Raw genomic sequence first — 23,299 nt, forward strand, 5'->3', positions numbered from 1 at the left:
CATTTGCTAGATTGGCTGGACAAGTTTATCGAAAGAACGATTTTATTCGACAGCATCTATGCAGGCAGCAAAGCAATCTAAAGAGTTATACGACATTAAATGAGGATTGGTAACGATAGAAAATAATAGAATTACAATTTTGCTAGGATGTGAATGTAAACTTCAATATATCGAAGCTTGGTTTTTTAGGGAGGGAGTTGTCTCCACGATGTAAGTGTGCTAAAATACCAATTAACCAAACATCCTATGTTTGATAAATAAATGAAATGAGGACTGACGTATGCTTCAGAAAACAAATCGGCTGACGCTTGTCGAGCAAGTCGCATTGCAAATGGAAAGACAGATCGAATCCGGCAAGTGGGCGGTCGGGATGCGTATTCCGGCCGAGCCGGAGTTGATGGTCGAGTTGAATGTTAGCCGCAATACATTGAGGGAAGCCATTCGGGCGCTGATCCACGCGGGACTCTTGAAGACGAAGCAAGGCGATGGAACGTACGTCAGCTCTTCGAGTGCGCTGGGAGTTGTACTGCAAAAACGATTTATGCGCTCCGATACGCTGCAGACGTTGGAAGTCCGGCATGCACTCGAACGCGAAGGAGCCCATCTGGCTGCGCAGCGCAGAACGGACGAAGAGGCGCGCGAGCTTCTTCTCCAACTGGAACGCTGGGAGGAGGCGGCAGCACGCGGTGACATGGATGCCATTGTTACAGAGGATATCCGTCTTCACCAAGGCATCATCGCGGCGTCTCATAATGAAATCTTGATTGAATTATACAGCCATATCGCAGACGCATCACAAGATTCGATTACAAGCTTGAGTCGTTATGAAGCCGATGCCAATTTCTTGGAGATGCACCGGCAACTGGTCGAAGCGATTGTCGATCAAGACGCCGATCGTGCCGTGGCAACGGTTCACCGTTATATTGCGGAATCGAAAGCTGTTCTTGAGGTCAAAGGAGGCGAGCGGCCATGAGCGTCACAAGCGATACGAAGTCAATGATGGCGAAGAAGTCTTTGTCGCTGGGTTGGCCGATCATCCTCGGCATCGTCCTGATCGCACTGACCATGCGGTCGCCGCTAACGTCGGTAGGTCCATTGGTCGGCTCGATTCGCGAATCCCTTGGACTATCGAATGCTGCGGCAGGTCTGCTCACTACACTGCCGTTGCTTGCTTTCGCGCTGCTCTCACCGTTTGCACCCATTCTGGCACGCCGCTTTGGAGTGGAGCGGACCCTGCTTTATGCGCTGGTTTTACTTATGGCGGGTATCGCGATCCGTTCGTTGACCGCAACCGCTTCTTTGTTTGCAGGGACTGCTTTGATTGGGCTGGCGATTGCGGTGTGCAACGTGCTCATTCCAAGTCTGGTCAAACGGAATTTTTCTCAGCAAGTCGGCCTCATGACCGGTGTGTACTCCGTGTCAATGAATTTATGCGGGGCGATCGCATCGGGTGTAAGTGTTCCGGTCGCCCGTGACCTCGGTTTCGGCTGGAATGGCGCGCTCGGCATATGGGGCATACTCGTTCTGTTGGCCGCGCTGTTCTGGTTGCCTCAGGCCCGGGCAAGTCGGGCGTCTGCTGGGGCAGCGACGAGCGGTGCGTCGAAGCGCCGAAGTCTGTGGCGCTCGCCACTGGCATGGATGGTTACGATTTTTATGGGGATGCAGTCTCTCTTGTTCTATGTGTTGATCGCTTGGATGCCTGAAATCATGTTAAGCCGGGGCTTGAATGAAGACAGCGGCGGCCTGCTGCTGTCGCTGTTTCAGATGGCCGCGCTGCCCGTAGCGTTCATTGTGCCGATCGTGGCGGGACGCATGAAGAACCAACGTTTGCTGGTCATCATCATGTCGGTTCTGTTGTTTGTTTCATTGGGAGGTCTTTATTTCGGAGGAAATACGTTCATTTCGTTGTGGACCGTTTTACTCGGAATTGGCGGGGGATGTGCGTTCAGCTTGGCTATGATCTTTTTAAGCTTGCGAACGAAAGATGCCTTTGATTCCGCTGCTCTTTCCGGCATGTCGCAATCGGTTGGCTATTTGCTGGCGGCAACCGGACCAATCTTGTTCGGTCTGCTTCATGATATTACGGCAAGCTGGAAGCCTCCGCTGTTGCTGCTGCTTGTCGTTAGCGCTCTGATGCTCTTGTCCGGCCTCGGCGCCTCCAGAAATCGCACGGTATAAGGTAAATGAAAGAAAAAACAGACCCAAATAAGTCATTCGCAAAGGGTTGCGCAAACTGGAAGACTCTATATCCGTCTAACGGTCAAAGCCATTCGCGAATGGCTGATTTTGCTAAAATAGCTGCTGCTGTGTCCGCCAAGTCGATCCAGGTGCAGGGAGCAGCTCTTTAGCCTCTAAAGTCTTCCTGGCACACAACAGCTTATCGCACCTCCAAGCAAGGCAGCTCAAGCTCGGCGGTGAGTCCGGCTCCAGGCCCATTACTTAACGCCAGCCTTCCGTGATGGGCTTTGGCTATTCGGAAAGCCATTGGCAGCCCGAGTCCATGTCCGGAAGGTCTGGCATATTTTCGATTTGCGGAAAAAGGCAGCTCCAGTACATCGGCCAGCTCTTCCGGAGGTATGCCCCGTCCATTATCTAATACAATGAAGCGGCACGTATGCTTGTCTCCTGCAAGCTCTGCTCTCAGCCTGATGTCGCATCCCTGTGGATTATGGCGGATCGCATTGTGGACGAGATTGGTCATGGCACGCAGCAGCAGGCGCTCGTCCCCGTATATTTGGGCGGTTTCGTTTATGTCGTCCATTTCGAGCGTAAAGCTGGACTCAAGCCCTGCATTAATAAGATCGGAGGCCACTTGGCGCGTAAGTGCTGCCAGCCGCAAAGGCTTCGGAGTGAGCGGCTGCATTTCATACTCCAGCATGGACACGAGATTCAAGTCGCTTACCAACGTACGCAGCTTCTCTGCTTGTAAGCGAATAATCCCCGCATGCTTTCGCTGCAACGGCGGAACTTCGTGATGCTCCTCCAGCTCGCTGGCATAGCCGAGCACCATGGAAAGCGGGGTGCGAATATCATGGGAAATGCCAGCGATCCAGTTGGACCGCGCCTCGTCCCTTCTTTTGAGCGAAGCATTTTTCTGATGCAGCAGCGACGAGGCGTGGTTGACAGATTGGGCGAGGTCAGCAAGCATTCCCTTGGGCTCAAGCTGCACTTCCTGATCTGCGGCCAGCGCCTGTATACCCTGCGTCAGCGGACGGATGGAAAGCAGGAGCCGGGAACCGATCAGCAGGGCGACAATCAGCACAAGCACAAGGTTCCCGATAAGAAGGAGCAGGGCGCGCAGCGGCAAATTTTTGACCCAGTCGGTCGGCAGTATATGCTGGTATTTGACAAGGCTGTCCTTCGGATAGCCGATCACGATAAGACCATCTGCATGCTCCCACACAAATACGGGATAATCCATCAAGTAGCTCATGGAAAGCTTGGCGACGTCCGTCAAGCTATAGTGGGCAGGGAGCTCTTCGGGCAAGCTGTGCCCCCACGCGACCTGCCCCTCCGAGCTAATCAACATCGCCCACACCTGCTGGTCATCCAGCAGTGCCGCCGTTTCGTCCTCAAGAACATACCCGTCATTCGCAGCCTTCAGCCCTTCAGCTGTATTCCGCACAACCGCGGCTGGCGAACTTTCCTCGACCGTCCCTGTACTAACCCAGATGAGCAGCAGCAAAAAGTTAAGCACAAGCAAAGAGAGCGAGATGAGCATCGTCGCCCCAATAAAACGGTTTAAAATACGAACAGTGCCGCCCATTATTCATCCCCCTTGACCAGCAGCTTGTACCCCAAGCCGCGAACGGTCAGCAGATGCTCGGGATTGGAGGGCAGCTCTTCTATTTTCTCGCGAATGCGGCGAATATGGACCATTAAAGTATTTTCATACCCATAATAATCATCGCTCCACGCTGCTTGGCAAAGGGCATCATTGGTTACAATGCGGTTCCGATTTTCATAAAACTTGGTTAGCAGGACAAGCTCCTTGGCGGTTAAAGAAACGTCATCGCTGGACGTCCTCACAACGCCGCTTTCCAAATCAATAACACGGGGGCCCAGTTGAAAAATAGGGCGCTGCTCCTGGCGGAATGGTGCATATACTCGCCGTAAAATCGCGCTCAAACGCAGCAGCAGCTCGCGCGGCAAAAAAGGCTTCACCATATAATCGTCGGCGCCCAGCCCTAGACCGAGCAAACGATCCTCATCCTCTCCTCTGGCAGATAGAAAAAGCACAGGAACGCATGAGAACTGCCGCAGCGACTTGAGCAAAGAGAACCCGTCCCCGTCAGGCAGCATAATATCCAAAAGGACGAGGTCCGGCTTAGCCGACCGTATGGTACGCAGTGCCTCCGCGCAGGTAGCCGCCTGAAAAATGCGGGTAAAGCCTTCTTTGCGTAAAAAACCTTCGACCATTTCCCTTAAATCGCTCTCATCATCGACGATGAGCAGTTTTTTATGTTTTAAGTCTTCCATATTGTTCATCACCCATTTTCAGTATACCTTGCTTTTGCTGGTTTTGGAGCGTGGCAGGCAGTCATTGGACCGATTTAAGGCTGACGTAAGGTTAGCTTCAGTTTACAGCAAGGCGGCATCGTTATGCTTGATCGACAATATCAAGATTGGAGTGAATGACGATGCAGGCGATTGTCTCTACCCGCGGCCTGTCCAAACGATACGGCAGCAGCTATTCGGTCGAAAAGCTTGATTTATCGGTGGAAGAGGGAGAGATTTATGGCTTTCTTGGACCGAATGGAGCCGGGAAATCGACGACCTTAAAAATGATTCTAGGGCTCGCTCAGCCGACGGAGGGCAGCGTAACCGTATTCGGCAAGGAGCTGGCTAAGCACCGCCGCCTTATTTTAAGCCAGACAGGCTCTCTGATCGAATCGCCTTCCTACTACGGCCATCTGAGCGGCTTGGAAAACATGCGCGTCGTGCAGCGGCTGCGGAATGTGCCTGGCAGCCATGTGCGGGAGGCGCTAAAAATTGTCCGGCTGGAGCAGCAGCAGCATAAAAAAGTATCGCAGTATTCCTTGGGCATGAAGCAGCGTTTAGGCATCGCGATGGCGCTGCTGGCTTCGCCTAAGCTGCTGGTGCTGGATGAGCCGACGAATGGTCTTGATCCGGCAGGTATCGGGGAAATTCGCGAGCTGATTAAATCTTTGCCGCAGCGCCTGGGAATGACGGTGCTAATATCCAGCCATCTATTGTCGGAAATCGAACAGATCGCCACCTCGGTAGGCATTATCCATCAAGGTAAAATGCTGTTCCAGGGCAAGCTGGATCAGCTGCAAAATGAAAGTCGGCCGACGATTGCCTTTAAGACGAGCCAAAATCCGATGGCGCATTCGCTGCTCGCTGCCCAAGGCTTTGCGCCGATTTTACAGGATGGCTTCCTGCGGCTGCGTCATCTGACAGATGCTCAGGTAGCGCGAATCAATAGGGAGCTGCTTGCAGCGGATATTGAAGTGCTGCGCATAGAAGAGCATAAAAAAAGCTTGGAGAGCCTGTTTCTCGAATTGACGGGGAAGGAGCACAGCTTATGATCCGCTCGATATGGCTGGAATGCTACAAGCTGCGCCGAAGATACGTAGGGATGACGGTTCTGCTGATGATTGGGGTAGAAATGGGATGGGCGTTTATGGCAACAAGCATGTCCATCGCCCGTAATCCTGATCAAGCAAGCTGGGAGCCGCTTATTGCGATGACGGCCTCCTTGAACGGCCTGTTTGCCCCTATTCTCGCAGCGATCTGCGTATCGCGTATTTGTGATATGGAGCATAAGGGCAATACGTGGAAGCTGCTGCTTTCCATGTCTGTCAAGCGGGAGAGGCTATATGCCGCCAAGTATGGCTGTGTGGCACTTATTCTGCTGCTTGCCTGTATTGTGCAAATATTAGCGCTGATTGCCTTTGGCAAAATGAATGGTTTTGAGGAAGCGGTGCCTATTATGCTGCTCGGACGCTTGCTTGCTGGAACGATGGCTGCCCATTTGGCCGTCATTGCCCTGCAGCAGTGGTTATCCATGGCGCTTAAAAATCAGGCCTTCGCGCTATGTCTCGGCATGCTTGGCGGCTTCATTGGCATGGCTGCTGATCTGTTTCCGAGTGCGATAAGGCCATTGTTCATTTGGTCGTATTATTCGGGACTCAGTCCGGTTGCCCAAAGCTATACGGATAATCAGCTTGAATTTATAGCGCGTGATTTAGGAGCGGGGCTTCCCATGCTGGGACTGCTGCTATTCATGGGGTTGTTGATCTATGGGGCAGGCCGGTGGCATATATCCAGGCAGGAGGTGTAGAGAATGCTTATGCTAAAAAGGGTAGTTCCCGCTGAATGGCTGAAGCTGCGCCATTCGCATCTATGGATCGTATTGATAGCGCTGCCGATCGTCAGCGTTCTGATGGGCTGCGGTAATTTTTATATGAATCAGGGTGTGCTGCAAAATGGCTGGTATAGCTTATGGTCGCAAGTCGGGCTGTTTTATGGCGAGTTTTTCTTTCCGACGCTGATCGCTATTTGCTGTGCCTATCTATGCAGACTGGAGCATTTGGGTAAAAACTGGAACATGATGATGACAGCGCCGATTCCGGTTGCCAGCATTTTTTGGACCAAGCTTTTTACAGCAGGCATGCTGACGGCTTTTGTGCAAGTGGTGTTTGTTCTGCTGTATATGATAGGGGGCACAATGGTTGGATTAAGCCTCTCCGAATTGCCGGGAGAATTATTCGGCTGGCTCGTGCGGGGCTGGCTGGCTGCTGTTACAATCAGCAGCTTCCAATTGGCGCTGTCCATGCGGATACGCAGCTTTGCTGTCCCTGTAGGAATCGGGCTAGGGGCAACTTTTCTGGGGCTGGGCATGTATGTGGCGAAGGCGGGGCTGTTTTTTCCGCATTCGCTGCTGACGATTGGGATGGGCGTGCTAAGCCCGGAGCGTTTGCCCGTTCAGCAGCAGCTAACGGTCGTTGTTGTGAATTTGCTTTATACGGCTGCATTCAGCGCCGCTGCCATTTACCGGCTGCGAACGGCTGACGTTTCGGCATAAACCCGCATCCCCGCCATAGCCATAGGATACAGGATCGACATCAGGCTTCCTTCGTCAAAATAAGCACAATATTGAAATTTTGAATATACGCATGGTACAAGGATATGGTAGCCTAGGAGGGAAGCGTTACCAATGATGAACGACGAAGGATGAATAAACAAAGGAGCTGAACGTTAATGCTGCAACTCGACTTGACTGGAAAGATCGCGCTCGTAACAGGAGCGACCGGAGATTTGGGACGCGTGATGGTTAGAACGCTCGCAGACTGCGGGGCAGATGTCGTGATCCATTATCGGAGCAATGAGGACAAGGCGCTGGAGCTGAAGCAGGCGGTAGAAGCTTTGGGCAGGCGCGCGATTACGGTTCAGGCAGATATTACGAAGCAAGCCGATGTGGACCGGCTTCAAGCGGAAGCGGCGGCAGGCCTTGGTCACGTGGATATTGTCGTGGCGAATGCCGTCATTCAGTACCAGTGGGAAAGCGTGCTGAAGCAGCCGGTGGAGGATTATGAAAGCCAGTTCGAATCCTGCGTCATGCAGAGCGTCTATTTGGCGAAAGCATTCGTTCCCGCAATGGTGGAGCGCGGCGGCGGTCGTTTTATCGGCATCAACACGGAATGTGCGATGCAAAATGCGCCTGGCCAATCGGCCTACGTAGCAGGCAAAAGAGGCATGGACGGCGTGTACCGCGTGCTTGCCAAAGAGGTTGGCGAGAGCGGCATTACGGTCAACCAAGTGGCGCCGGGCTGGACGATCAGCGAACGGGATCGTGCTGCAGGCAGCGAGCGCAATGAAGGCTATGAGAAAAATGTGCCGCTGAAGCGGCGGGGAAGCGATCAGGAAATTGCCAACACAGTCGCATTTCTGGCGTCCGAGCTGTCCAGCTTCATTACGGGGGCGTATGTGCCGGTCAATGGCGGAAACGTTATGCCAGCGATTTAATGATGCTGCATAAATCGAAAGGGTGGTGTTCTCTTGTCCGAGTCTACGATTAGCAAACGACTTGTTGAGCTTGGCATTGTGCTGCCAAAGGCGAGCGAGCCTGCGGCAAAATACGCAAACTGTGTAAATGTGAATGGACTGCTGTTTGTTTCAGGCAAGGGGCCATCTGGAGGTCCGAAGGGCAAGCTGGGCAAGGACTTCACGACTGAGGAAGGCTATGAATATGCTCGGCAGGCGGGGCTTGAGGTGCTGGCCGTGCTGCAGGAAGCACTGGGCTCCCTGGATAAAGTAAAACGGGTCGTGAAAATTCAAGGCTTCGTCAATGCGACAGCGGAGTTCGAAGAGCACCACAAGGTGCTGAATGGCTGCTCAGACTTAATGATGGACGTGTTCGGGGAAAAAGGAAGCCATGCCCGCTCCGTCCTCGGAGCTGTATCGGTAAGAAATAATCTCCCGATTATTGTGGATTCGATTTTTGAAGTAGAGGAGTAGGGGCTGTGCTAAAGCCCCTGGACTGAAGCTCCCACTGTTCACTGTTCCTTCCATGAAAAAAGCCGGAGCGCCCGCTCGTATGCGGGGCTTCGGCTATTTCCTTTATTATTGCCGCCTATTACTTGGCAGCCGGCTTCACATACAGGCGGCTCGTCTCTTCCCAGATGCCGTTGGGCTCCAGGCTGACCAGGCCGATTTCGTCTGCTGGCAGATCGACATTCGGTGCATTGACGAGGTTAAGCTGCGGCTCAGGGCAGAAGAATTGACCGGAGGCGTTGCTGTTCCACACCATCCACTGTTTATAGGCTGTTCCTGCATCATAGACCAAAGTCACTTGCTCGCGAGCATCCGTGAGCTCCATCTGATTGCGGCCATTGCGCGTCTCCACTGTATAGTGATTGTCCAGCGGCTCAAAATAAGGAGAAGCCCCCGTCGTTTTCAGCTTCTCTTCGTCGCTGCTAAGCGGCAAAAACTGTCCGGTTGGCAGCATGCGCTCGTTCAGCTCCCAGCGTTTTCCGGCTGTCAGCGTGAAGCTGTAGTCTTCGGAAGAGCTTTGCGGGGCAAAAGGCGCATTAATCGCCGTATGGAAGCCGATCAGGCATGGCATTGCGTCATTCCCGCGGTTATGTACGGAAATATGCTGGAATAGTCCTTGGTCATTCAATGAATAACGCAGCGTAATTGCAAAACGATGCGGCAAATACGTATAAATCGGATGCTGCTCATCCACTGCAATTTGAAGCAGCACGTAGCTTTCGGTTTTCAGTGTGCCGTAGTCCAGCACTTCCCATGCAGCTGTATGTACGAAGCCATGCAAATGGTTTCCTGTTCTTGGCTCATTGATTGGGAACGTATACGTCTTGCCGTTCATTGTGAACGTACCATCCTGATAACGGTTCGGAGGGAACAGCACGGGAATGCCGTGAGTGCCGGGACTTGCTTTAAATGCGGCCATTTCACTCTCAGCTGGCTCATGCAAAAAATGATAGCCCTTCTCTATATCTCGGAACGCAATCAGGTTAGCCCCTACTGCGGGCAAAACCGCAGCCTCGTAGGCGCCCCATTTTAGCCAAACGGCTGGTTCTCCATGAAATGCTTGCTCAAGCGCTTGTCCTTGCTTGCTCATAATAGCCTCCTTAAATTTGGCGAATATTTGGCGATTCATGCTCCAGATTAGAATAACAGGATCAAAGTAAACACACAACCGCCGTATTCCGTTAGACACGGTATACGGCGGTTGTGTGTGAATGAACGGCGACTGCGTACGCCTATGGACGTCGTTTATTAGTGTGCGGTGCGGTATGTGCCCGTTAACCGATTATTGCGCTTGCCCTACGAGCTGCTTGATGACGGTTTGCTTGCGTCTAGGGATAGGGACGTTCTTGGAGTCGGATGCATCGGTTCCGAAATAAGCAATGCCGTCCGTAATCGCCTTCACCTTGCGGATGTTAATGTAGCAATTGGAGCTGACTTGATAAAAATGACTGTCATCAATCAGCTTGCGAATCTGGTCCCCGGTCATTCTTTTCTTTATATTGTAGTTTCTGCCGTGGAAGCTGACGAGCTCGGGCATGCCGACCTTGAAAAACAGGACGTCCGACTCAATTTCAAAATCCTCGTAAATATTGCGTTCACCGTTCAATACAGTATTCATCATTCCATAAGCCCCCTTCAAGAAATGAGAATGAAAACGGAAAATTGTTAGCGCTTACATTATATCATGGGCAGAAGACATTGGAAAGCGTTTTTTCGAAAACGGTTGTCTGCTTTTTTTCATTGTGCTATGGTCACTATAAATATAAAAATTACGCTTACATAATGAGAGTACGAGAGGATGAATACGATTGAAAGCAAATAAGCTCGCAGGAATTGTCTATATCGGCTGCTATGGCAGTGCTTCGGAGCAGTGTATTTATGTAGCGAAACAGGATATCGAATCCGGCTTGCTAACTGTCATTCAGCAGGTAACGGGTATTGAAAATGCATCATTTCTGAGCGTGAATGAAGCACGGGACCGGTTGTATGCGGTCAGTGAAACGGCAGAGGCGAACGGTGTGCCGGGCGGAGAGGTTGCTGCTTATGCGATTGACCCGGAAACCGGCAAGCTGAGCGAGCTAAACCGCCAGTCTACCCATGGCGAGCATCCTTGCTATGTCAGCTCGGATGGCAAGTCTGTATTCGTAGCCAATTATACAGGCGGGAATGCAGCGATGCTGCCGCTTGCAGAGGATGGATCCTTGAAGCCGGCGGCAGCAATTGTCGGCAGCAAGGGAGAGCTTGGGCCAAATGCGAGCCGTCAGGATGCGCCGCATGCCCATGCGATTTTGCCGCTCAGCGGGCCGTCGCCATATGTCTACATAACGGATCTCGGCACGGATACCATCCTAATTTATCGCCAAAATTCAGAGGGCGCAGAGCCGCTTCAGCAGGTGTCCTCCTACCAACTGCATAAGGGAGCAGGGCCACGGCATTTGGCGCTGCATGATCAACTGCCAATCGTCTATGTGATGAATGAGCTGGATTCGACGGTGTCGGTGCTGCGAAAGAATGCGGAGGATGCAGGCTCCTTGGAGCTGGTGCAGACCATTAGCGCGCTGCCTGAAGGGTTTAATTCGTACAACGATGCGGCGCATATTGCGCTGGCACCGTCGGGCAAGTTCTTGTACAGCTCCAATCGGGGCCATGACAGCCTTGCGGTATTTGAAGTGAATGCGGCTGATGGGACGCTAACGCTGGTGCAGCATATTTCCTGCGGCGGGGAAGGCCCGCGAAATTTTGCACTTGCTCCTGATGGCAGCAGGCTGCTTGTGGCGAACCAAAAGACCAATCACCTTTTGAGCTATACGGTTGATGCGGACAGCGGTTTGCTGACGCCTGAGGGCGAGCTTTTACATATTTCGAGTCCTGTGTTCGTCTGGATCGGTTAAACACAGCACAATCAGTGAGAGAAGGCTAAAGGCATGTCCAATGTAGATACATTAAGCAAACCGATTAAAACGATGGATTCGAAAAATAAAGCGTTATTTGGCATATTATTCGCGATTAGCGGCGTCCATCTGCTGAATGATTCGATGCAGTCGGTCGTCGCGGCCCTCTTCCCGATTTTTGAACAATCGCTCGGTCTAACGTTCGGACAAATCGGCTGGATTACGTTTACGCTGTATATGACCTCATCCGTGCTGCAGCCGGTTATTGGCATTTTATCAGATAAAAGGCCTGCGCCCTGGATGCTCATTGCTGGGATGTGCTGCAGTATGGCGGGGATGGCGGGGCTCGCCTATGCGCCAAACTTCTGGACGCTTTTGCTCGCTGTCGTGTTCGTTGGCTTTGGCTCAGCGGTATTCCATCCCGAAGGCTCGCGGGTTGTTTATTTTGCTGCAGGCGGCAGACGAGGTCTGGCACAGTCGATCTACCAGGTTGGCGGCAATTTTGGGCAAGCGCTAGCGCCGCTCATGACGATTTTTATATTCGTCCCGCTTGGGCAGCGCGGCGCCGTATGGGGGACGCTGCTGGCGTTGGCAGGCATTATGCTGCTGCTGCGCATTGTGCCTTGGTACGCAGCGGAGCTCGCAGCGAAAGGAATCGCTGATCGCAAGGCGAAGCAGAGCGGTACAGCCGCAGCAAAAGCGGACGCACTTAGCACGAAAGCAGTAGCTATTGCGCTGGGGCTGCTGCTCATTATGGTGTTTGCCCGCTCCTGGTATGCAGCGGGGATCACAAGCTTTTATCAATTTTATTTGCAGCGGGATTATGGGCTGTCGATTGGCGCCGCGCAGGTGCCGCTCTTTCTGTTCATGGCGGCGGGCGTCGCCGGAACGTTCCTCGGCGGCATGCTGTCCGACCGCTTCGGGCGCAAGCGGATGCTGCTGTTTTCAATTGCGGGGGCAGCGCCGCTTACCGTCATTTTGCCGCATTTGCCGATTTTTTGGGTGTATCCGGTCATTACGCTGCTTGGCCTTATTCTCCAGTCAAGCTTCTCGGTCAGCGTCGTCTACGCGCAGGAGCTAATGCCAGGCAAAGTCGGCATGGCATCGGGGTTGATTACCGGGCTCGCCTTCGGCATGGGCGGCCTGGGAGCCATCGTGCTCGGCACAGCAGCCGATCACTACAGCATCGCGCAGGTGATGTATGCCTCCAGCGTGCTGCCGCTGCTCGGCCTGTTCGGCATTTTGCTGCCGAAGGATCGGCGGAACTAAGCTGGATATGAGGAAGTCTCCAAAATCGTGGATTAGAGCGGTTTTGGAGACTTTTTGCTTTTATATAGCCACACGAGGGGCATTCTCATTAAGAACCGATGCATTTTACGCTTGCTCGCTGGAAACAAAATGATAAGGGCTCGGCTTAGCAGACACAATTGAGAAGAAGAATAAATGGAATTATGGTCGGTTGAATAAGGTTGAATTAGTGCTGATTATGATATAATGAATAAAAAGAAGGTGTGCTTTTTGACAACAGTAAAAGATACCTTACGGCGTAAAGACCTATACCATAATGAGGAGTAACTGTGGACGATTCTGTTAAAATTATTATATGGGACGGATGCATACTGGCTGATCGGTAACACTACGTCAAAAGGCAGGAAAAGCTTCTCCTGCCTTTTTTGATTTTCTTCTGAAAATATTGGCCGAGTTTTTTTAAGACTGCTGATTTAACTCGCAGCGTTCAACCGCGCTTTTCGCCTAATGAGGTGATAGGCGATGTAGCCGACTGCGTTAAATAAAGTAAAGACGATTATCCAACCGGTATTAAGCCTTCTATGATGGTAGGCGTTGATAATGGCCCAAATGGTGAAAAGCACAATGTAGGCAGTAAGTCCGCCAACAAGGACAGCATCGAAAATTCCGGAGAAATGGCGGGATTTAATATGAATGAACCATTCCTGATTGCGCTGATAGTAATAATCCATCCATTCAAAAATAGGGACGGACGTATCGTACTGGTAATCAGGTATAACTCCTTCTGTATGAAAGCCATTTTCCCGTTCCACTTTATCAAGCTTGTACACTTTAATGCTGGCAATTTGTCCAGCGGATTGTGCCAGCTGCTTGATGTGCTCCTGCTGATCAGCCGTAATACTGGACTGAGTACCTAGCAGGTCAGAAATACGATCGGCGATAGCTCGGTTCTCATGGTTATTTCCGAGTTCATCCACCCAGATGATGAAAATGGTGAGAAGGCTGGCTACTAGGAAAAAAATCGCTGTGTACAGCACTCTTTTTGCGAAAACCCGCTGTGCCTGAAACAGCTGTCCAATGATCAATTGCAGCTCGGCTTCTCCCCCAAATCGCTCTATAGCCAGATGAACGGCCTCCTGCTCGGATTTGCCCTCCTGCTTTAGCTCATGTACGGCCTCCATTAGGTGGCTGCGCATTTCATCCTTCAGTTCTTTTATTTCCTTCTTATTCCCGGCCGCATGCTGATACAGCCTGTTCACATACACTTCAATTTCCTTCAACATGGTCTCCCCCTTGCAAAAATGATTCCATCATATGCTTCAGAAACTCCCATTCGGAGCATTTAACCAAATAGCCCTCTACGCCTTCCGCGGTAAGCTTGTAATATTTGCGTCTGCCGCCGGGCCCTTGCTCATTGCCCCAATAGGATGTTATCCACTTATTTTTCTCCAGCCGCTTAAGCGATAAATACAAGGTGCCTTCCTTTAGATCGAATTGATTGCCGCTTTGGTCGCGCACATTTTTAGCTAATTCATAACCGTAGCGATCCCGGCTGTGCAGCAAGGACAATATGATCGTATCGATATGGCCCTTCAGAACTTCCTTGTTAATTTCCAAAACGTTCATCCCCCCTGAAATAAATATAAAATATAATACTATATAATGCAAGGTATTATAAAAATAAGAATATAGCGAGATCATTTAAATTCATTGAGCATTTGAAATGAATATTGAAAATAACCAAACAAAATGTTATTATGTCTATAAAATAAGAGTTTCCAAATGGGTGGTGTTTGTTTTGTCGCAAAATGATTTGTTCTGGTCAGCAGAGCTTGCCGACCTCAAGAAAGGCTTTGTATTCGTTGAAGATGAAGGCCGATATAGCTGTCTCGTATGTGGAGCAGCCTTTGAGGAAGGAGAAGTGTTTCGAGTACCGGATAGCGATAAATGGTATGAAGCCCGCAAATATGCAGCCTATCATGTTCAGCATAGCCATGGCTCGATGCTCGACTACTTGCTGGGGATGGATAAGAAGGCGAGCGGGCTGACCGATTTGCAAAAGCAGCTCATCCGGCAGTTTGCCTCGGGCATGTCCGATGCGGAAATCGTCAAAAGCTCGGGAGGCGGCAGCGCATCGACGATTCGCAATCATCGGTTTGTGCTGAAGGAGAAAGCGAAGCAGGCGAAGCTGCTGCTGGCCGCCATTGAGCTGATGGAGAGCGGAGTGTCCGCAGATACTCCGCGTTTTATGCCGATTCACCGCACAGCGACGAGGGTTGATGAACGGTATGCGATTACAGAGGATGAGTACGAGTCGATTATGAAGCAATATTTTCCACAGGGGCCGGATGGTCCGCTTGCTTCATTCCCACGTAAGGAGAAGCGCAAGGTGGCGATTTTGCGCCATATTTCGGCTGACTTTGAAGCATCGCGCAAGTACACGGAGAAGGAAATAAATGAGCAGCTCAAACGCTACTGGGAAGCGGACTATGTGACGCTGCGCCGCTATTTGATCGAATATGGTTTTCTTGACCGCACGGATGATTGCAGCGAATATTGGGTTAAGAACTGACTGGGGCAAGGCAGCTTTATGGATGGAGACGAATTGGATGAAAGACAAATTTGAGGGGGAGCAGCGATGAATAAAGAAGAGCGCAAGCAGCTGACGGCACAGTATATGGAGCAGGAACGGGTGATGGGCGTCTACCAAATTACGAATACGGCAAACGGACGCAGGTTTATTGGCTCGACCTCCAATATGGATGGGGCATTAAATCGGGTGCGGTTTGAGCTGGACTTTGGCACGCACAAAAATGATGAGCTGCAAATGGACTGGAATGAGCAGGGAGCGGCGCAGTTCGAATTTGATATTTTGGAGAAAATGAAGCTTGAAGAGAAGGTGCTGTTCGATTACAAGGATGTGTTCCCAGCGGAGCAGGGCGGCACGTCAGCCGAGCAAATGCGCAAATATAAAAAAGCGGCTGAAGAGCTGGAACAGAAGTGGCTGGAAAAGCTGCTGGCTGAAGGCGTCGATTGTTATAACGAGCCGGAATAGGCTAAGTGCGGCAGGCTAGGTAAGCGAGCATGAAGCAAGCCTCATAAAGTGTTTCGAAAAAAGAGAGCAGGATCATCCTCCCGAAAGGGGACGGATGGTCCTGTTTTTGTATGCTTGCCGCTTTGCAGCATGCTGCTGCATGCAGGTATGATGCTTGCCCAATCGATAAACTGAATCGACTCATAGACAATTTCTATTAGCAAGTAAATTGACGGTAAGAGATGGGAAGTGATAGAGTGTTGTTTATATTAAAACCAATTAAGTTAATGAGAATTATCGGAAATTGAACGAGAGGTGAAGGGCGGGAACGAATGGAGGAGCGGCGCAGTGCTTCACTGGAAGCGTAATCTTTATATTTTATGGTTTGGGCTGTTTTTCAATCACATGGCATATACGCTCTCGGTGCCATTTTTCCCGTTGTTTTTGCAGCATGATTTGGGTGTCAACAAAGGTTTGGAGGCTTGGTCCGGCGTTTCTATTGCCATCAGCTTTCTGATCAGCGGTTTATGTGCGCCTTTCTGGGGCTCGCTTGCCGATAAATATGGCAGCAAGCTGATGCTTGTCCGTTCAGGCGTTGGCCTGGGTGCCGCGCATGTGGCGAACTATTTTGTCCATGATCCTTATACGTTTATCATTGTGAGGATTTTTCAAGGGGTGATGGCGGGTTTTACGCCCGCTTCGCTCGCTTTGGTCGGGACGAACACACCGGAAAAACACGTTGGATACGCGCTAGGCGTCATCTCCACATCGACCGCTGCTGGCGGCATTGTAGGTCCGCTTGTCGGAGGCGTGCTGAGCCAGTGGATCGGACTGCGTGAATGCTTCATTGCATCAGGCATCATTACGCTGATTTCAGCGACCGTTGTTCTAGGCGTAAAAGAAGTTCATGAGCGCCGTACCGAGGCAAGGCCGGGCGTACTTCAGGATTTGAAGCAGGCAGCCCGGAGTTCCAAATTATTACGCATCTATGGGCTGATTTTGCTGGTGTCCACCTCGGTCATGATTTTGGAGCCATTGGTGACGCTCTATGTTGTGCAAATTGGCGGCAGCCTAAGCAACGCTAAGCTCAGCTCGGGCATTGTGTTTTCGGCGATAGGGGTTGCTACCGTCATTATGGGCCCTTATTGGGGGAGGCTTGGCGGGCGAATCGGTTATGGCAAGGTACTGCTTATTGGGCTGATTGGCGGCGGCATTGGCAATTTGCTTCAACTAACCATGCAGCATTTGGTCGGCTTTGGGATTTTACGCTTTGGCTACGGTTTGTTTTTCGCTGCTGTGTATCCAGCGCTGAATGCGCTCGTTATCCAATATGCGGATAAGGATTTTCGGGGGAGAGCGGTTAGTCTGAGCCAAACCGCCAGTCAATTTGGCATTGTAGTTGGCCCGCTGCTGGGCGGATTTCTCGGCGGATGGGCCGGTATTCCATTTGTATTTTTATTAACGGGCATTACATTGCTGGGAGCAGCATGGGGAATAAGGGAGGCAGGTCATGACAAAACGACAATTGAAGCTAGGGGCTAATTTAAACGGGGTAGAGAACAGCAATTCTTTTTGGCGTCAACCGGATGTGCCGAGTTATCGGTATGCGGTAAAGCAGTGACTCTAGCATCAACCAACGACAAAACAACGGCCGAGATCCGATCTCGGCCGTTGTTGTTGTTAAAGCAGTGAAAAGATAGCACTGAAAAATTAGAAGCTAGCTGCAATTTCTTTCGCTTTAACGATTGCTTGTGCTTTAATCGCTTGGCCTTGATCTTGCGATACAGCCATGCCTTCAACGAACAGCGGCTCAAAGGAAGGAATTCCGTAGAACAGCGAGATTTTTTTCAGGTAGCTAAAGCCGCTTTCCATTGCAGCTCCAGGACCTTCGGAATAAACGCCGCCGCTAGCTTGGATGTGCAAACCTTTTTTATCAGTAAGCAGGCCTACAGGACCTTCAGCAGTGTATTTGAACGTTTTGCCAGCTACGGAAACCGCATCAATGTATGCTTTCAGAACTGGAGGGAATGAGAAGTTCCACATTGGGGAAACGAAAACATATTTATCAGCTGCAACGAACTGATCAACGAGCTCGCCCAGACGTGCTACCTTTGCTTGCTCAGCAGCAGAAAGCTGGTCGAAAGCAGTGCCGGATTGAAGCTTGCCCCAACCGCTGAATACGTCAGCATCGATAGCAGGGATATCAAGATTGAACAAGTCAAGACGAACGACTTCATCAGAAGGATTAGCTTCACGATAAGCGTTAACGAATTCTTCACCTACAGCAAGGCTGAAAGATGTGGAGTGATCGTGCGGGTGTGCAGTAATGTACAATACAGTAGACATAATTATAACTTCCCTTCGTGTTTAAATGGTACTTCTCCATTATAACTTTTTTTTAGTTAATTTCAATAAGTGATTTATTAATTTTAATGTTAGACTATTTTTCTGATGGGACGTTTGTGGACTTTAGTCAGTCTGCCCTTGTGTGGAGTTATTTATTTATGAAAATTCAGCTTTAAGGCAAGCTTAGGATGGACAGCAGAAACGCCAAAACCACGGCCTCGTTACGACTATGGTTTTGGATTCCGCTACTTGAAATTAATCATGTTGTACTTACTTTGCGAGCAGTTTATCCAACAAGCGAATAATCATTGCAACTGATTCCGCACGGGTAGCAGATTCATTCGGTTGGAACAATCCGTTGCCTTTGCCGCTTACGATACCCGCGGCTGCGAAAGCGCTGATTGGTTCAGAGGCCCAATTCGCAGCTGTATCCGAGAATGGATTGGATGTGTTAGAACTATAGTTCGTCAAACGAGCAAGCATGGCAACGATCTCGGCACGGGAGATTTGCTGATTAGGATGGAAAGAACCGTCCTTGTAACCCGTTATTATCCCCTTACCCTGTAAGGCTGCGATCGCGTCTGAGGCCCAATGCCCTTGTGTGTCAGTGAAGGAAGAACCGCTTGCATTCGCAATGCCAAAAGCTTTCGCAAGCATTGTAGCGAACTCCGCGCGAGTTACCTTTTCATTGGGATGATAAGAGCCATCACTGTACCCTGTTACAATACCCATCTTAGCGGCACGCTCGACTACTGTTGCACTCCATGAAGTGGCTGGAACGTCCGTAAAGCTTACGGCAGGCGCAGATTGCTCTTTTTCTACGATAGCCTTAATGACGTCTAGATCTACCTTCTCGTTGAAAACCAGCGTCGAAGGCGATGGTGTTTGTGCCGGTGTTGGCGTTGGCACTGGTGTCGACGTTGGTACTGGCGTTGGTGTTGATATTGGTGTCGAGGTAGATGGCGACGTTGGCGACGGTGTTGGCGTTGGCGTTGGCGTCGGTGTCGACGGCTCATTGTTCGTTGGTTTCACAACGGAAAACTCATCTACGATATTCCCTGCACTCGTACGCGCTTCCACACGAATCTCATCACTGGTAATTTCAATAGCGGAATATACAGGAACGTCTTCATCAAAAATATGATTCAAATAATTATACTGGGTGCCATCATAGAATTTCCAGCCCGAAGCACCGCCATCAAGGTATACAGTACCTTCATTTGTGGCTTTATTCGGCTTGCCCTCCTGCATGGGATAAGTGCGAGCATACACATGATCGTGACCCACTAGAACTAAATCAACTTTCTTCTCTTCCAAAATAGGAGCAAAATACGTTTGGGTATACTCCACTAGGGATTCTCGACCATTTTCCGTATGGTAGGCAGGACGGTGGAACATCGCGATCGTCCATTTTTTATCATTTTGCTCCAAGTCTTCTTTCAACCATGCTGCTTGTTCAATCATTTGTTCCTCTGTGCCTTCTGAGTTCAAAACGACGAAATGAGTGTCATCGACCTCATAAGAATAAGCATATTGCAGTTGGGATGCGGGTCCGTTCATTGGAAAATTCGCACCTTTAGTAAATACTTCCTTACCTTCGCTCTTCACATCATGATTACCCAAGGTTAGAGCGGTTGGAAGTGTTGCTGCATAGACGGAAGAAGCCTGCCAGAACTTCTGCCATTCTTCAAATGCGGCGCCTACATCAACCATATCTCCGCCATGCATAACAAACTGCGTGGATGGATATTGTGTCAAAGCGCTAGTCATTAGTGCTTGATAAGCTTGTATTCCTTGTGATTGATTCGTATGCGAATCCGTAATAAACAAGAATGAGGTCGGGGTTGATTTGTTCTGGTCTACCGTAGAATATTTATGCCACTCCGACCAATTGCCCTCATAGCCTACACGATATTTGTAAGCAGTATTTGCTTTCAAGCCTTCAATCAGGACATTATGAAAGCGGATCTCGCCCTTCGTTCCATTCTCCTTCATACTCAGCACTTGAAGCTCGCTTTCAGCTTGCTGTTGTTTTACATGGTTGAAATCAGGGCTTTCTCCTGTTCCCCATTCACTAGCTTCGATGTATTGAATATAAGTAGAAGCCTGGTCTGGTTTTGTTTGCCAGGCGGCGCTCAGTTGTGACGACATATCCTCTGTCACATAGGTCTGAACATATTGCGGTTCATCCGTCCCATACTGCTCAACAACTTCGTAATGGACAACCTTGCTGTTCTGATCCCCCATGACTGCTTGAATCTGATAGGTTCCAAGTGCCAGTGTGGTCAGGTCTGTCGTTAATTGTCCGTTAGCATCTGTTTTACCGAGGCTGCCACTCAATAATTGACTGCTAACATCGGCTTCAGAGATATAAGCCGTTGTTTGGCCATCAGCGAGAATAACCTCGAATAAACCATCCTCGGCTTCAGCTGAAGCATAGAAGCGTTCTCCAGCTTTTGCAACCATTAAGACATCAGAAGATGTATCATCATCCTCATATACACTAGACGTTACAGTGTTAACCGTAACTACCGAGCTTTGCTTTAATAAGCCAGTGAAAATAATATCCGCACCTTCATAAGGCTTGCCTTCACGGTCTAATACGGTAAAAGTAGACGGTGTGCCCAAACCGACTCCCGTCATTTCCAGCTGATATGGGAATGCGATTGTATAGTGGATGGGGGAGGCTAGCGGTGAGCTAGTCTGAACTCCGCCCGCTGAAAGATCAGGATTACTCATGGTTATGGTTTTGTAATTTTCACCACGCTTTAACACGGCATGAGAACTCACTCTAAAGTTAACCGTAACAACATTTTGGGTCACGGCTGTTACATTATCAAGAGCTACCTGAACAATGCCGTGATCATTGTCGACATTTGAGTCTACGGCAACGCCAGTCGCCTGAGTAATGCTTTCTACTTGAAGAGTGCTCGCATCATAATTTAATGCGAATTTTACCGATTCTGCATTCAAGTAGTCTTTGATGCTAACTTGAACAGGGTAGATTTCATTACTTACGGCTTCTTCTTCAGCAGTCATGAACAAACGTTCACCTGCATTTATCGTGAAAGCATATGTTTTGCTTGCTGGGTTGCCGACCCTATCCAACACGTCAATAATAAGCTCATGATAACCGCCATCCACATATGCTCCTGGATAGGTTAATAAACCAGTGTCAGAAGAATAGTTTGCTCCATCTGTAATATCCGTTCCATCCAAAAGAACCGATAACGTATCTAAGTCTAGACCTGCTCCGTTATCGGTTAGCTCAACCTTTAATTCATCAAGCGGAGCGTTTAATACGTCATTCTCGACGGGGGATATAGGTTTAATGCTAGGTACATCTTTATCTTCATCCAGATCCTCATAGATAAAGGTAATATCATCTACCCAAATCGAGCCTTTATTTTTTTTGCTCATATTCGATTGTTTCAATTGGAAAAACAATTCAAGGACAATCGGACCTGGCTTGCCCTGTGGAACAGCGGCCTCAATATATTTCCAACCAGACCAGTTGATACCCGTTTGATTTGCGTCATAAAACTCTGCTTGGAAAGAGGAGCCGCCCTGATCTCTAAATTTTGTCGTTAGCAAATGTCCTTCATTATTCCCATAAACCCACATGCCCACTTTAGTAGGGTAACCTGTTACGGGGATATTCCCTGCTTTATACCCTACTTCGATTTGTGAAGGATTATCCACTATCCCAATCATATCGTAATCAATTCTAGCCGAATATTGTCCATTTCTTACATGCTTCTGGTTATCCTCCAAGTGCAGCGCAGCGTCATACATCCGTTTAGGATTAAATTTCACATCTGAGATTCCATCTTCAAAATCCTCAACTATAACGGAGGGCGTAACCATATCTGCTGCATAGACATGATTATTTTGAACAAAACCTGAACTTAATCCTCCAGCCAGCAACGTTACCAATGATAAGGTTACTATTGCCTTGCGCCATGCTCTGATTTTCATTACTTTTCCTACTCCCCTTAATAAAATGGTTGTCCAACGAGTAATATAACAGCGCTATGTAAAATTAAAACTCATTAACTATTAAGAAATTATATTTATTTAGGTTGAAAAATTAATAATTCTTTTGATTAGTAGAACCTGAATATGTATCGGTTAGGTTTTACATGATGGACGTTTTCTACTGCAATGGAAATTGGGATCGAGCCTAGTAAAGATTCATTGTGGGATTACGGATCGAATACTAGCTGCATCTAAGCCCAATTTAATTAGAGAAGCTTCAACGAACATTCAATGAACCAATGGGTGTAGGGTTGCTTGAAATGCAAAAAATCCACAACCTAAGCGGTTGTGGATTTACTGGATTTACATGGTGAAGCCGAGGGAGTCGGACCTCTGTCAGAAGATTGCTAAACAAGCTGTATTATTCTTTAAACCGCATGTATAATTGTTATAACGATTGAATAATATAATAAGGAGTGAATCATATGGGTAAGGTGATTGAGATGGAACGTAAAGTTACAAAGTTTGGCAATAGCCTTGGTATCACGATGACAGAAGCTTTAAAGCAAATCGGCCTTGAACTTGGAGATACCGTGCATATTGATGTAAAAGAAACAGCTGGAGAAATCATTATACGCAAAGTAAATAAAATCGAACTACCTGCTGGAATTGGCCCCGATTTCTTAAATACTCTCTCACAAGTTATGGACCAATACGACGATACTTTAAAAGGATTGAAGGATCGTTAGAATGGGGATTCGTTATTTATCTGTTCAAGAAGTTATTGCAATTAATGTAGTGATGATTCAAAAGTATAGTCCCGGTGAACACGTTGGAGTCAAAGATAGCGGCTTACTTGAATCAGCTGTTCTACGTCCACGTTCATCTGCCTTTGGTGACGATGCCTATCCATCATTATTTGACAAAGCCGCTGCTTTATTTGAATCGATAGGAATGAATCATTCATTCCAAAATGCTAACAAGAGAACGGCCTTTGCCGCTCTTGTTATTTTCCTACAGTTGAATGGATATCGGTTCGTGATGAATCAGAAAGACGCTGAAGATATGACGGTTGATATGGTGAATCACAAATTTTCTTTTCAAGAACTCTCAATACTAATAGAAAAACACTGCGTAAACTGAAAGACATAGCAAAAACCCGACCAAATGCAGTCGGGTTTTTCATGGTGTTGATGAAGTAAGGTGAGCAGGGAAATATCCCTTATCTAATACTATCTAATACTATCTAATACATACATTCTCCGCTGCCTTGACACCAACC

Annotated in this window: 22 protein-coding genes; 14 read left to right on the forward strand and 8 right to left on the reverse strand. The window is 49.1% G+C overall.

Going from position 1 to position 23,299, the window contains the following annotated elements:
* The first annotated feature begins 280 nt into the window (after nucleotides 1–280).
* On the forward strand, nucleotides 281–973 hold the full coding sequence (locus ABEW34_RS29175) for a FadR/GntR family transcriptional regulator (protein ID WP_430164474.1): 693 nt from the start codon (nucleotides 281–283) through the stop codon (nucleotides 971–973).
* Nucleotides 970–2,178, forward strand: a complete 1,209-nt coding sequence (locus tag ABEW34_RS29180) for a CynX/NimT family MFS transporter (protein WP_430164477.1) — start codon at nucleotides 970–972, stop codon at nucleotides 2,176–2,178. The genes ABEW34_RS29175 and ABEW34_RS29180 overlap by 4 nt, the downstream gene beginning before the upstream one ends.
* Nucleotides 2,179–2,377: 199 nt before the next feature.
* Here the strand turns inward: ABEW34_RS29180 and ABEW34_RS29185 are convergent, their stop codons facing one another.
* A complete protein-coding gene (locus tag ABEW34_RS29185) occupies nucleotides 2,378–3,766 on the reverse strand; it encodes a sensor histidine kinase (protein WP_430164480.1) in 1,389 nt (462 codons plus the stop codon).
* A complete protein-coding gene (locus ABEW34_RS29190; protein WP_430164483.1) occupies nucleotides 3,766–4,479 on the reverse strand; it encodes a response regulator transcription factor in 714 nt (237 codons plus the stop codon). The genes ABEW34_RS29185 and ABEW34_RS29190 overlap by 1 nt, the downstream gene beginning before the upstream one ends.
* A 155-nt stretch (nucleotides 4,480–4,634) precedes the next feature.
* Here ABEW34_RS29190 and ABEW34_RS29195 point away from each other — a divergent pair, with 155 nt between their 5' ends.
* The 5 genes from ABEW34_RS29195 (at nucleotide 4,635) to ABEW34_RS29215 (ending at nucleotide 8,484) form a co-directional block, all read left to right on the forward strand.
* Complete coding sequence (locus tag ABEW34_RS29195) at nucleotides 4,635–5,552, forward strand: ABC transporter ATP-binding protein (protein WP_430164487.1); 918 nt, start codon at nucleotides 4,635–4,637, stop codon at nucleotides 5,550–5,552.
* Nucleotides 5,549–6,307 (forward strand): ABC transporter permease, encoded by a 759-nt coding sequence (locus tag ABEW34_RS29200; RefSeq protein ID WP_430164490.1) that lies wholly within the window; start codon nucleotides 5,549–5,551, stop codon nucleotides 6,305–6,307. Before ABEW34_RS29195 ends, ABEW34_RS29200 begins: the two co-directional genes overlap by 4 nt.
* Nucleotides 6,308–6,316: 9 nt before the next feature.
* The gene (locus ABEW34_RS29205; RefSeq protein ID WP_430164613.1) at nucleotides 6,317–7,051 is read left to right on the forward strand and encodes an ABC transporter permease; all 735 of its coding nucleotides are present in this window, start codon (nucleotides 6,317–6,319) and stop codon (nucleotides 7,049–7,051) included.
* A gap of 179 nt (nucleotides 7,052–7,230) precedes the next feature.
* Nucleotides 7,231–7,992 (forward strand): SDR family NAD(P)-dependent oxidoreductase, encoded by a 762-nt coding sequence (locus ABEW34_RS29210; protein ID WP_430164616.1) that lies wholly within the window; start codon nucleotides 7,231–7,233, stop codon nucleotides 7,990–7,992.
* 33 nt (nucleotides 7,993–8,025) lie between these two features.
* On the forward strand, nucleotides 8,026–8,484 hold the full coding sequence (locus ABEW34_RS29215) for a RidA family protein (RefSeq protein WP_430164493.1): 459 nt from the start codon (nucleotides 8,026–8,028) through the stop codon (nucleotides 8,482–8,484).
* 118 nt (nucleotides 8,485–8,602) lie between these two features.
* Here the strand turns inward: ABEW34_RS29215 and ABEW34_RS29220 are convergent, their stop codons facing one another.
* Together ABEW34_RS29220 and ABEW34_RS29225 are read right to left on the reverse strand one after the other, a co-directional pair.
* Complete coding sequence (locus tag ABEW34_RS29220) at nucleotides 8,603–9,610, reverse strand: aldose 1-epimerase (RefSeq protein WP_430164496.1); 1,008 nt, start codon at nucleotides 9,608–9,610, stop codon at nucleotides 8,603–8,605.
* Between the two features lie 192 nt (nucleotides 9,611–9,802).
* Nucleotides 9,803–10,141, reverse strand: a complete 339-nt coding sequence (locus ABEW34_RS29225) for a LytTR family transcriptional regulator DNA-binding domain-containing protein (protein WP_430164499.1) — start codon at nucleotides 10,139–10,141, stop codon at nucleotides 9,803–9,805.
* A gap of 187 nt (nucleotides 10,142–10,328) precedes the next feature.
* Here ABEW34_RS29225 and ABEW34_RS29230 point away from each other — a divergent pair, with 187 nt between their 5' ends.
* Both ABEW34_RS29230 and ABEW34_RS29235 read left to right on the forward strand, forming a co-directional pair.
* Complete coding sequence (locus ABEW34_RS29230; protein ID WP_430164502.1) at nucleotides 10,329–11,411, forward strand: lactonase family protein; 1,083 nt, start codon at nucleotides 10,329–10,331, stop codon at nucleotides 11,409–11,411.
* A gap of 33 nt (nucleotides 11,412–11,444) precedes the next feature.
* Nucleotides 11,445–12,680: an MFS transporter gene (locus ABEW34_RS29235; protein ID WP_430164505.1), complete on the forward strand. Its 1,236-nt coding sequence runs from the start codon at nucleotides 11,445–11,447 to the stop codon at nucleotides 12,678–12,680.
* 452 nt (nucleotides 12,681–13,132) lie between these two features.
* Here the strand turns inward: ABEW34_RS29235 and ABEW34_RS29240 are convergent, their stop codons facing one another.
* Nucleotides 13,133–13,942, reverse strand: coding sequence for a permease prefix domain 1-containing protein (locus ABEW34_RS29240; protein ID WP_430164507.1), 810 nt, complete (start codon nucleotides 13,940–13,942; stop codon nucleotides 13,133–13,135).
* On the reverse strand, nucleotides 13,926–14,276 hold the full coding sequence (locus ABEW34_RS29245; RefSeq protein ID WP_430164510.1) for a PadR family transcriptional regulator: 351 nt from the start codon (nucleotides 14,274–14,276) through the stop codon (nucleotides 13,926–13,928). The genes ABEW34_RS29240 and ABEW34_RS29245 overlap by 17 nt, the downstream gene beginning before the upstream one ends.
* Before the next feature lie 181 nt (nucleotides 14,277–14,457).
* Here ABEW34_RS29245 and ABEW34_RS29250 point away from each other — a divergent pair, with 181 nt between their 5' ends.
* The 3 genes from ABEW34_RS29250 (at nucleotide 14,458) to ABEW34_RS29260 (ending at nucleotide 17,235) form a co-directional block, all read left to right on the forward strand.
* Nucleotides 14,458–15,231, forward strand: a complete 774-nt coding sequence (locus ABEW34_RS29250; protein ID WP_430164513.1) for a DUF2087 domain-containing protein — start codon at nucleotides 14,458–14,460, stop codon at nucleotides 15,229–15,231.
* A gap of 66 nt (nucleotides 15,232–15,297) precedes the next feature.
* Complete coding sequence (locus tag ABEW34_RS29255) at nucleotides 15,298–15,714, forward strand: GIY-YIG nuclease family protein (RefSeq protein WP_430164516.1); 417 nt, start codon at nucleotides 15,298–15,300, stop codon at nucleotides 15,712–15,714.
* A gap of 327 nt (nucleotides 15,715–16,041) precedes the next feature.
* Nucleotides 16,042–17,235, forward strand: coding sequence for an MFS transporter (locus ABEW34_RS29260; RefSeq protein WP_430164519.1), 1,194 nt, complete (start codon nucleotides 16,042–16,044; stop codon nucleotides 17,233–17,235).
* A 168-nt stretch (nucleotides 17,236–17,403) separates the two neighbouring features.
* On the opposite strand, the gene ABEW34_RS29265 is transcribed toward ABEW34_RS29260, so the two are convergent.
* Nucleotides 17,404–18,039, reverse strand: coding sequence for an FMN-dependent NADH-azoreductase (locus ABEW34_RS29265; RefSeq protein ID WP_056042741.1), 636 nt, complete (start codon nucleotides 18,037–18,039; stop codon nucleotides 17,404–17,406).
* Between the two features lie 270 nt (nucleotides 18,040–18,309).
* Nucleotides 18,310–22,017, reverse strand: a complete 3,708-nt coding sequence (locus tag ABEW34_RS29270; RefSeq protein ID WP_430164522.1) for an S-layer homology domain-containing protein — start codon at nucleotides 22,015–22,017, stop codon at nucleotides 18,310–18,312.
* A 485-nt stretch (nucleotides 22,018–22,502) separates the two neighbouring features.
* Between ABEW34_RS29270 and ABEW34_RS29275 the strand changes: the two genes are divergently transcribed.
* A complete protein-coding gene (locus ABEW34_RS29275) occupies nucleotides 22,503–22,766 on the forward strand; it encodes an AbrB/MazE/SpoVT family DNA-binding domain-containing protein (protein WP_430164525.1) in 264 nt (87 codons plus the stop codon).
* 1 nt (nucleotide 22,767) lies between these two features.
* Nucleotides 22,768–23,160: a type II toxin-antitoxin system death-on-curing family toxin gene (locus ABEW34_RS29280; protein ID WP_430164527.1), complete on the forward strand. Its 393-nt coding sequence runs from the start codon at nucleotides 22,768–22,770 to the stop codon at nucleotides 23,158–23,160.
* Nucleotides 23,161–23,299 lie beyond the last annotated feature (139 nt).

It is taken from the genome of Paenibacillus algorifonticola (genome assembly GCF_050481745.1).
Lineage (GTDB): Bacteria > Bacillota > Bacilli > Paenibacillales > Paenibacillaceae > Pristimantibacillus > Pristimantibacillus algorifonticola_A.

Coding starts and splice junctions, on each gene's coding strand:
- ABEW34_RS29175 (WP_430164474.1), top strand. CDS start 281: ATGCTTCAGAAAACAAATCGGCTGACGCTTGTCGAGCAAGTCGCATTG.
- ABEW34_RS29180 (WP_430164477.1), top strand. CDS start 970: ATGAGCGTCACAAGCGATACGAAGTCAATGATGGCGAAGAAGTCTTTG.
- ABEW34_RS29185 (WP_430164480.1), bottom strand. CDS start 3,766: ATGGGCGGCACTGTTCGTATTTTAAACCGTTTTATTGGGGCGACGATG.
- ABEW34_RS29190 (WP_430164483.1), bottom strand. CDS start 4,479: ATGGAAGACTTAAAACATAAAAAACTGCTCATCGTCGATGATGAGAGC.
- ABEW34_RS29195 (WP_430164487.1), top strand. CDS start 4,635: ATGACGATGCAGGCGATTGTCTCTACCCGCGGCCTGTCCAAACGATAC.
- ABEW34_RS29200 (WP_430164490.1), top strand. CDS start 5,549: ATGATCCGCTCGATATGGCTGGAATGCTACAAGCTGCGCCGAAGATAC.
- ABEW34_RS29205 (WP_430164613.1), top strand. CDS start 6,317: ATGCTAAAAAGGGTAGTTCCCGCTGAATGGCTGAAGCTGCGCCATTCG.
- ABEW34_RS29220 (WP_430164496.1), bottom strand. CDS start 9,610: ATGAGCAAGCAAGGACAAGCGCTTGAGCAAGCATTTCATGGAGAACCA.
- ABEW34_RS29225 (WP_430164499.1), bottom strand. CDS start 10,141: ATGATGAATACTGTATTGAACGGTGAACGCAATATTTACGAGGATTTT.
- ABEW34_RS29235 (WP_430164505.1), top strand. CDS start 11,445: ATGTCCAATGTAGATACATTAAGCAAACCGATTAAAACGATGGATTCG.
- ABEW34_RS29240 (WP_430164507.1), bottom strand. CDS start 13,942: ATGTTGAAGGAAATTGAAGTGTATGTGAACAGGCTGTATCAGCATGCG.
- ABEW34_RS29255 (WP_430164516.1), top strand. CDS start 15,298: ATGAATAAAGAAGAGCGCAAGCAGCTGACGGCACAGTATATGGAGCAG.
- ABEW34_RS29265 (WP_056042741.1), bottom strand. CDS start 18,039: ATGTCTACTGTATTGTACATTACTGCACACCCGCACGATCACTCCACA.
- ABEW34_RS29270 (WP_430164522.1), bottom strand. CDS start 22,017: ATGAAAATCAGAGCATGGCGCAAGGCAATAGTAACCTTATCATTGGTA.
- ABEW34_RS29275 (WP_430164525.1), top strand. CDS start 22,503: ATGGGTAAGGTGATTGAGATGGAACGTAAAGTTACAAAGTTTGGCAAT.
- ABEW34_RS29280 (WP_430164527.1), top strand. CDS start 22,768: ATGGGGATTCGTTATTTATCTGTTCAAGAAGTTATTGCAATTAATGTA.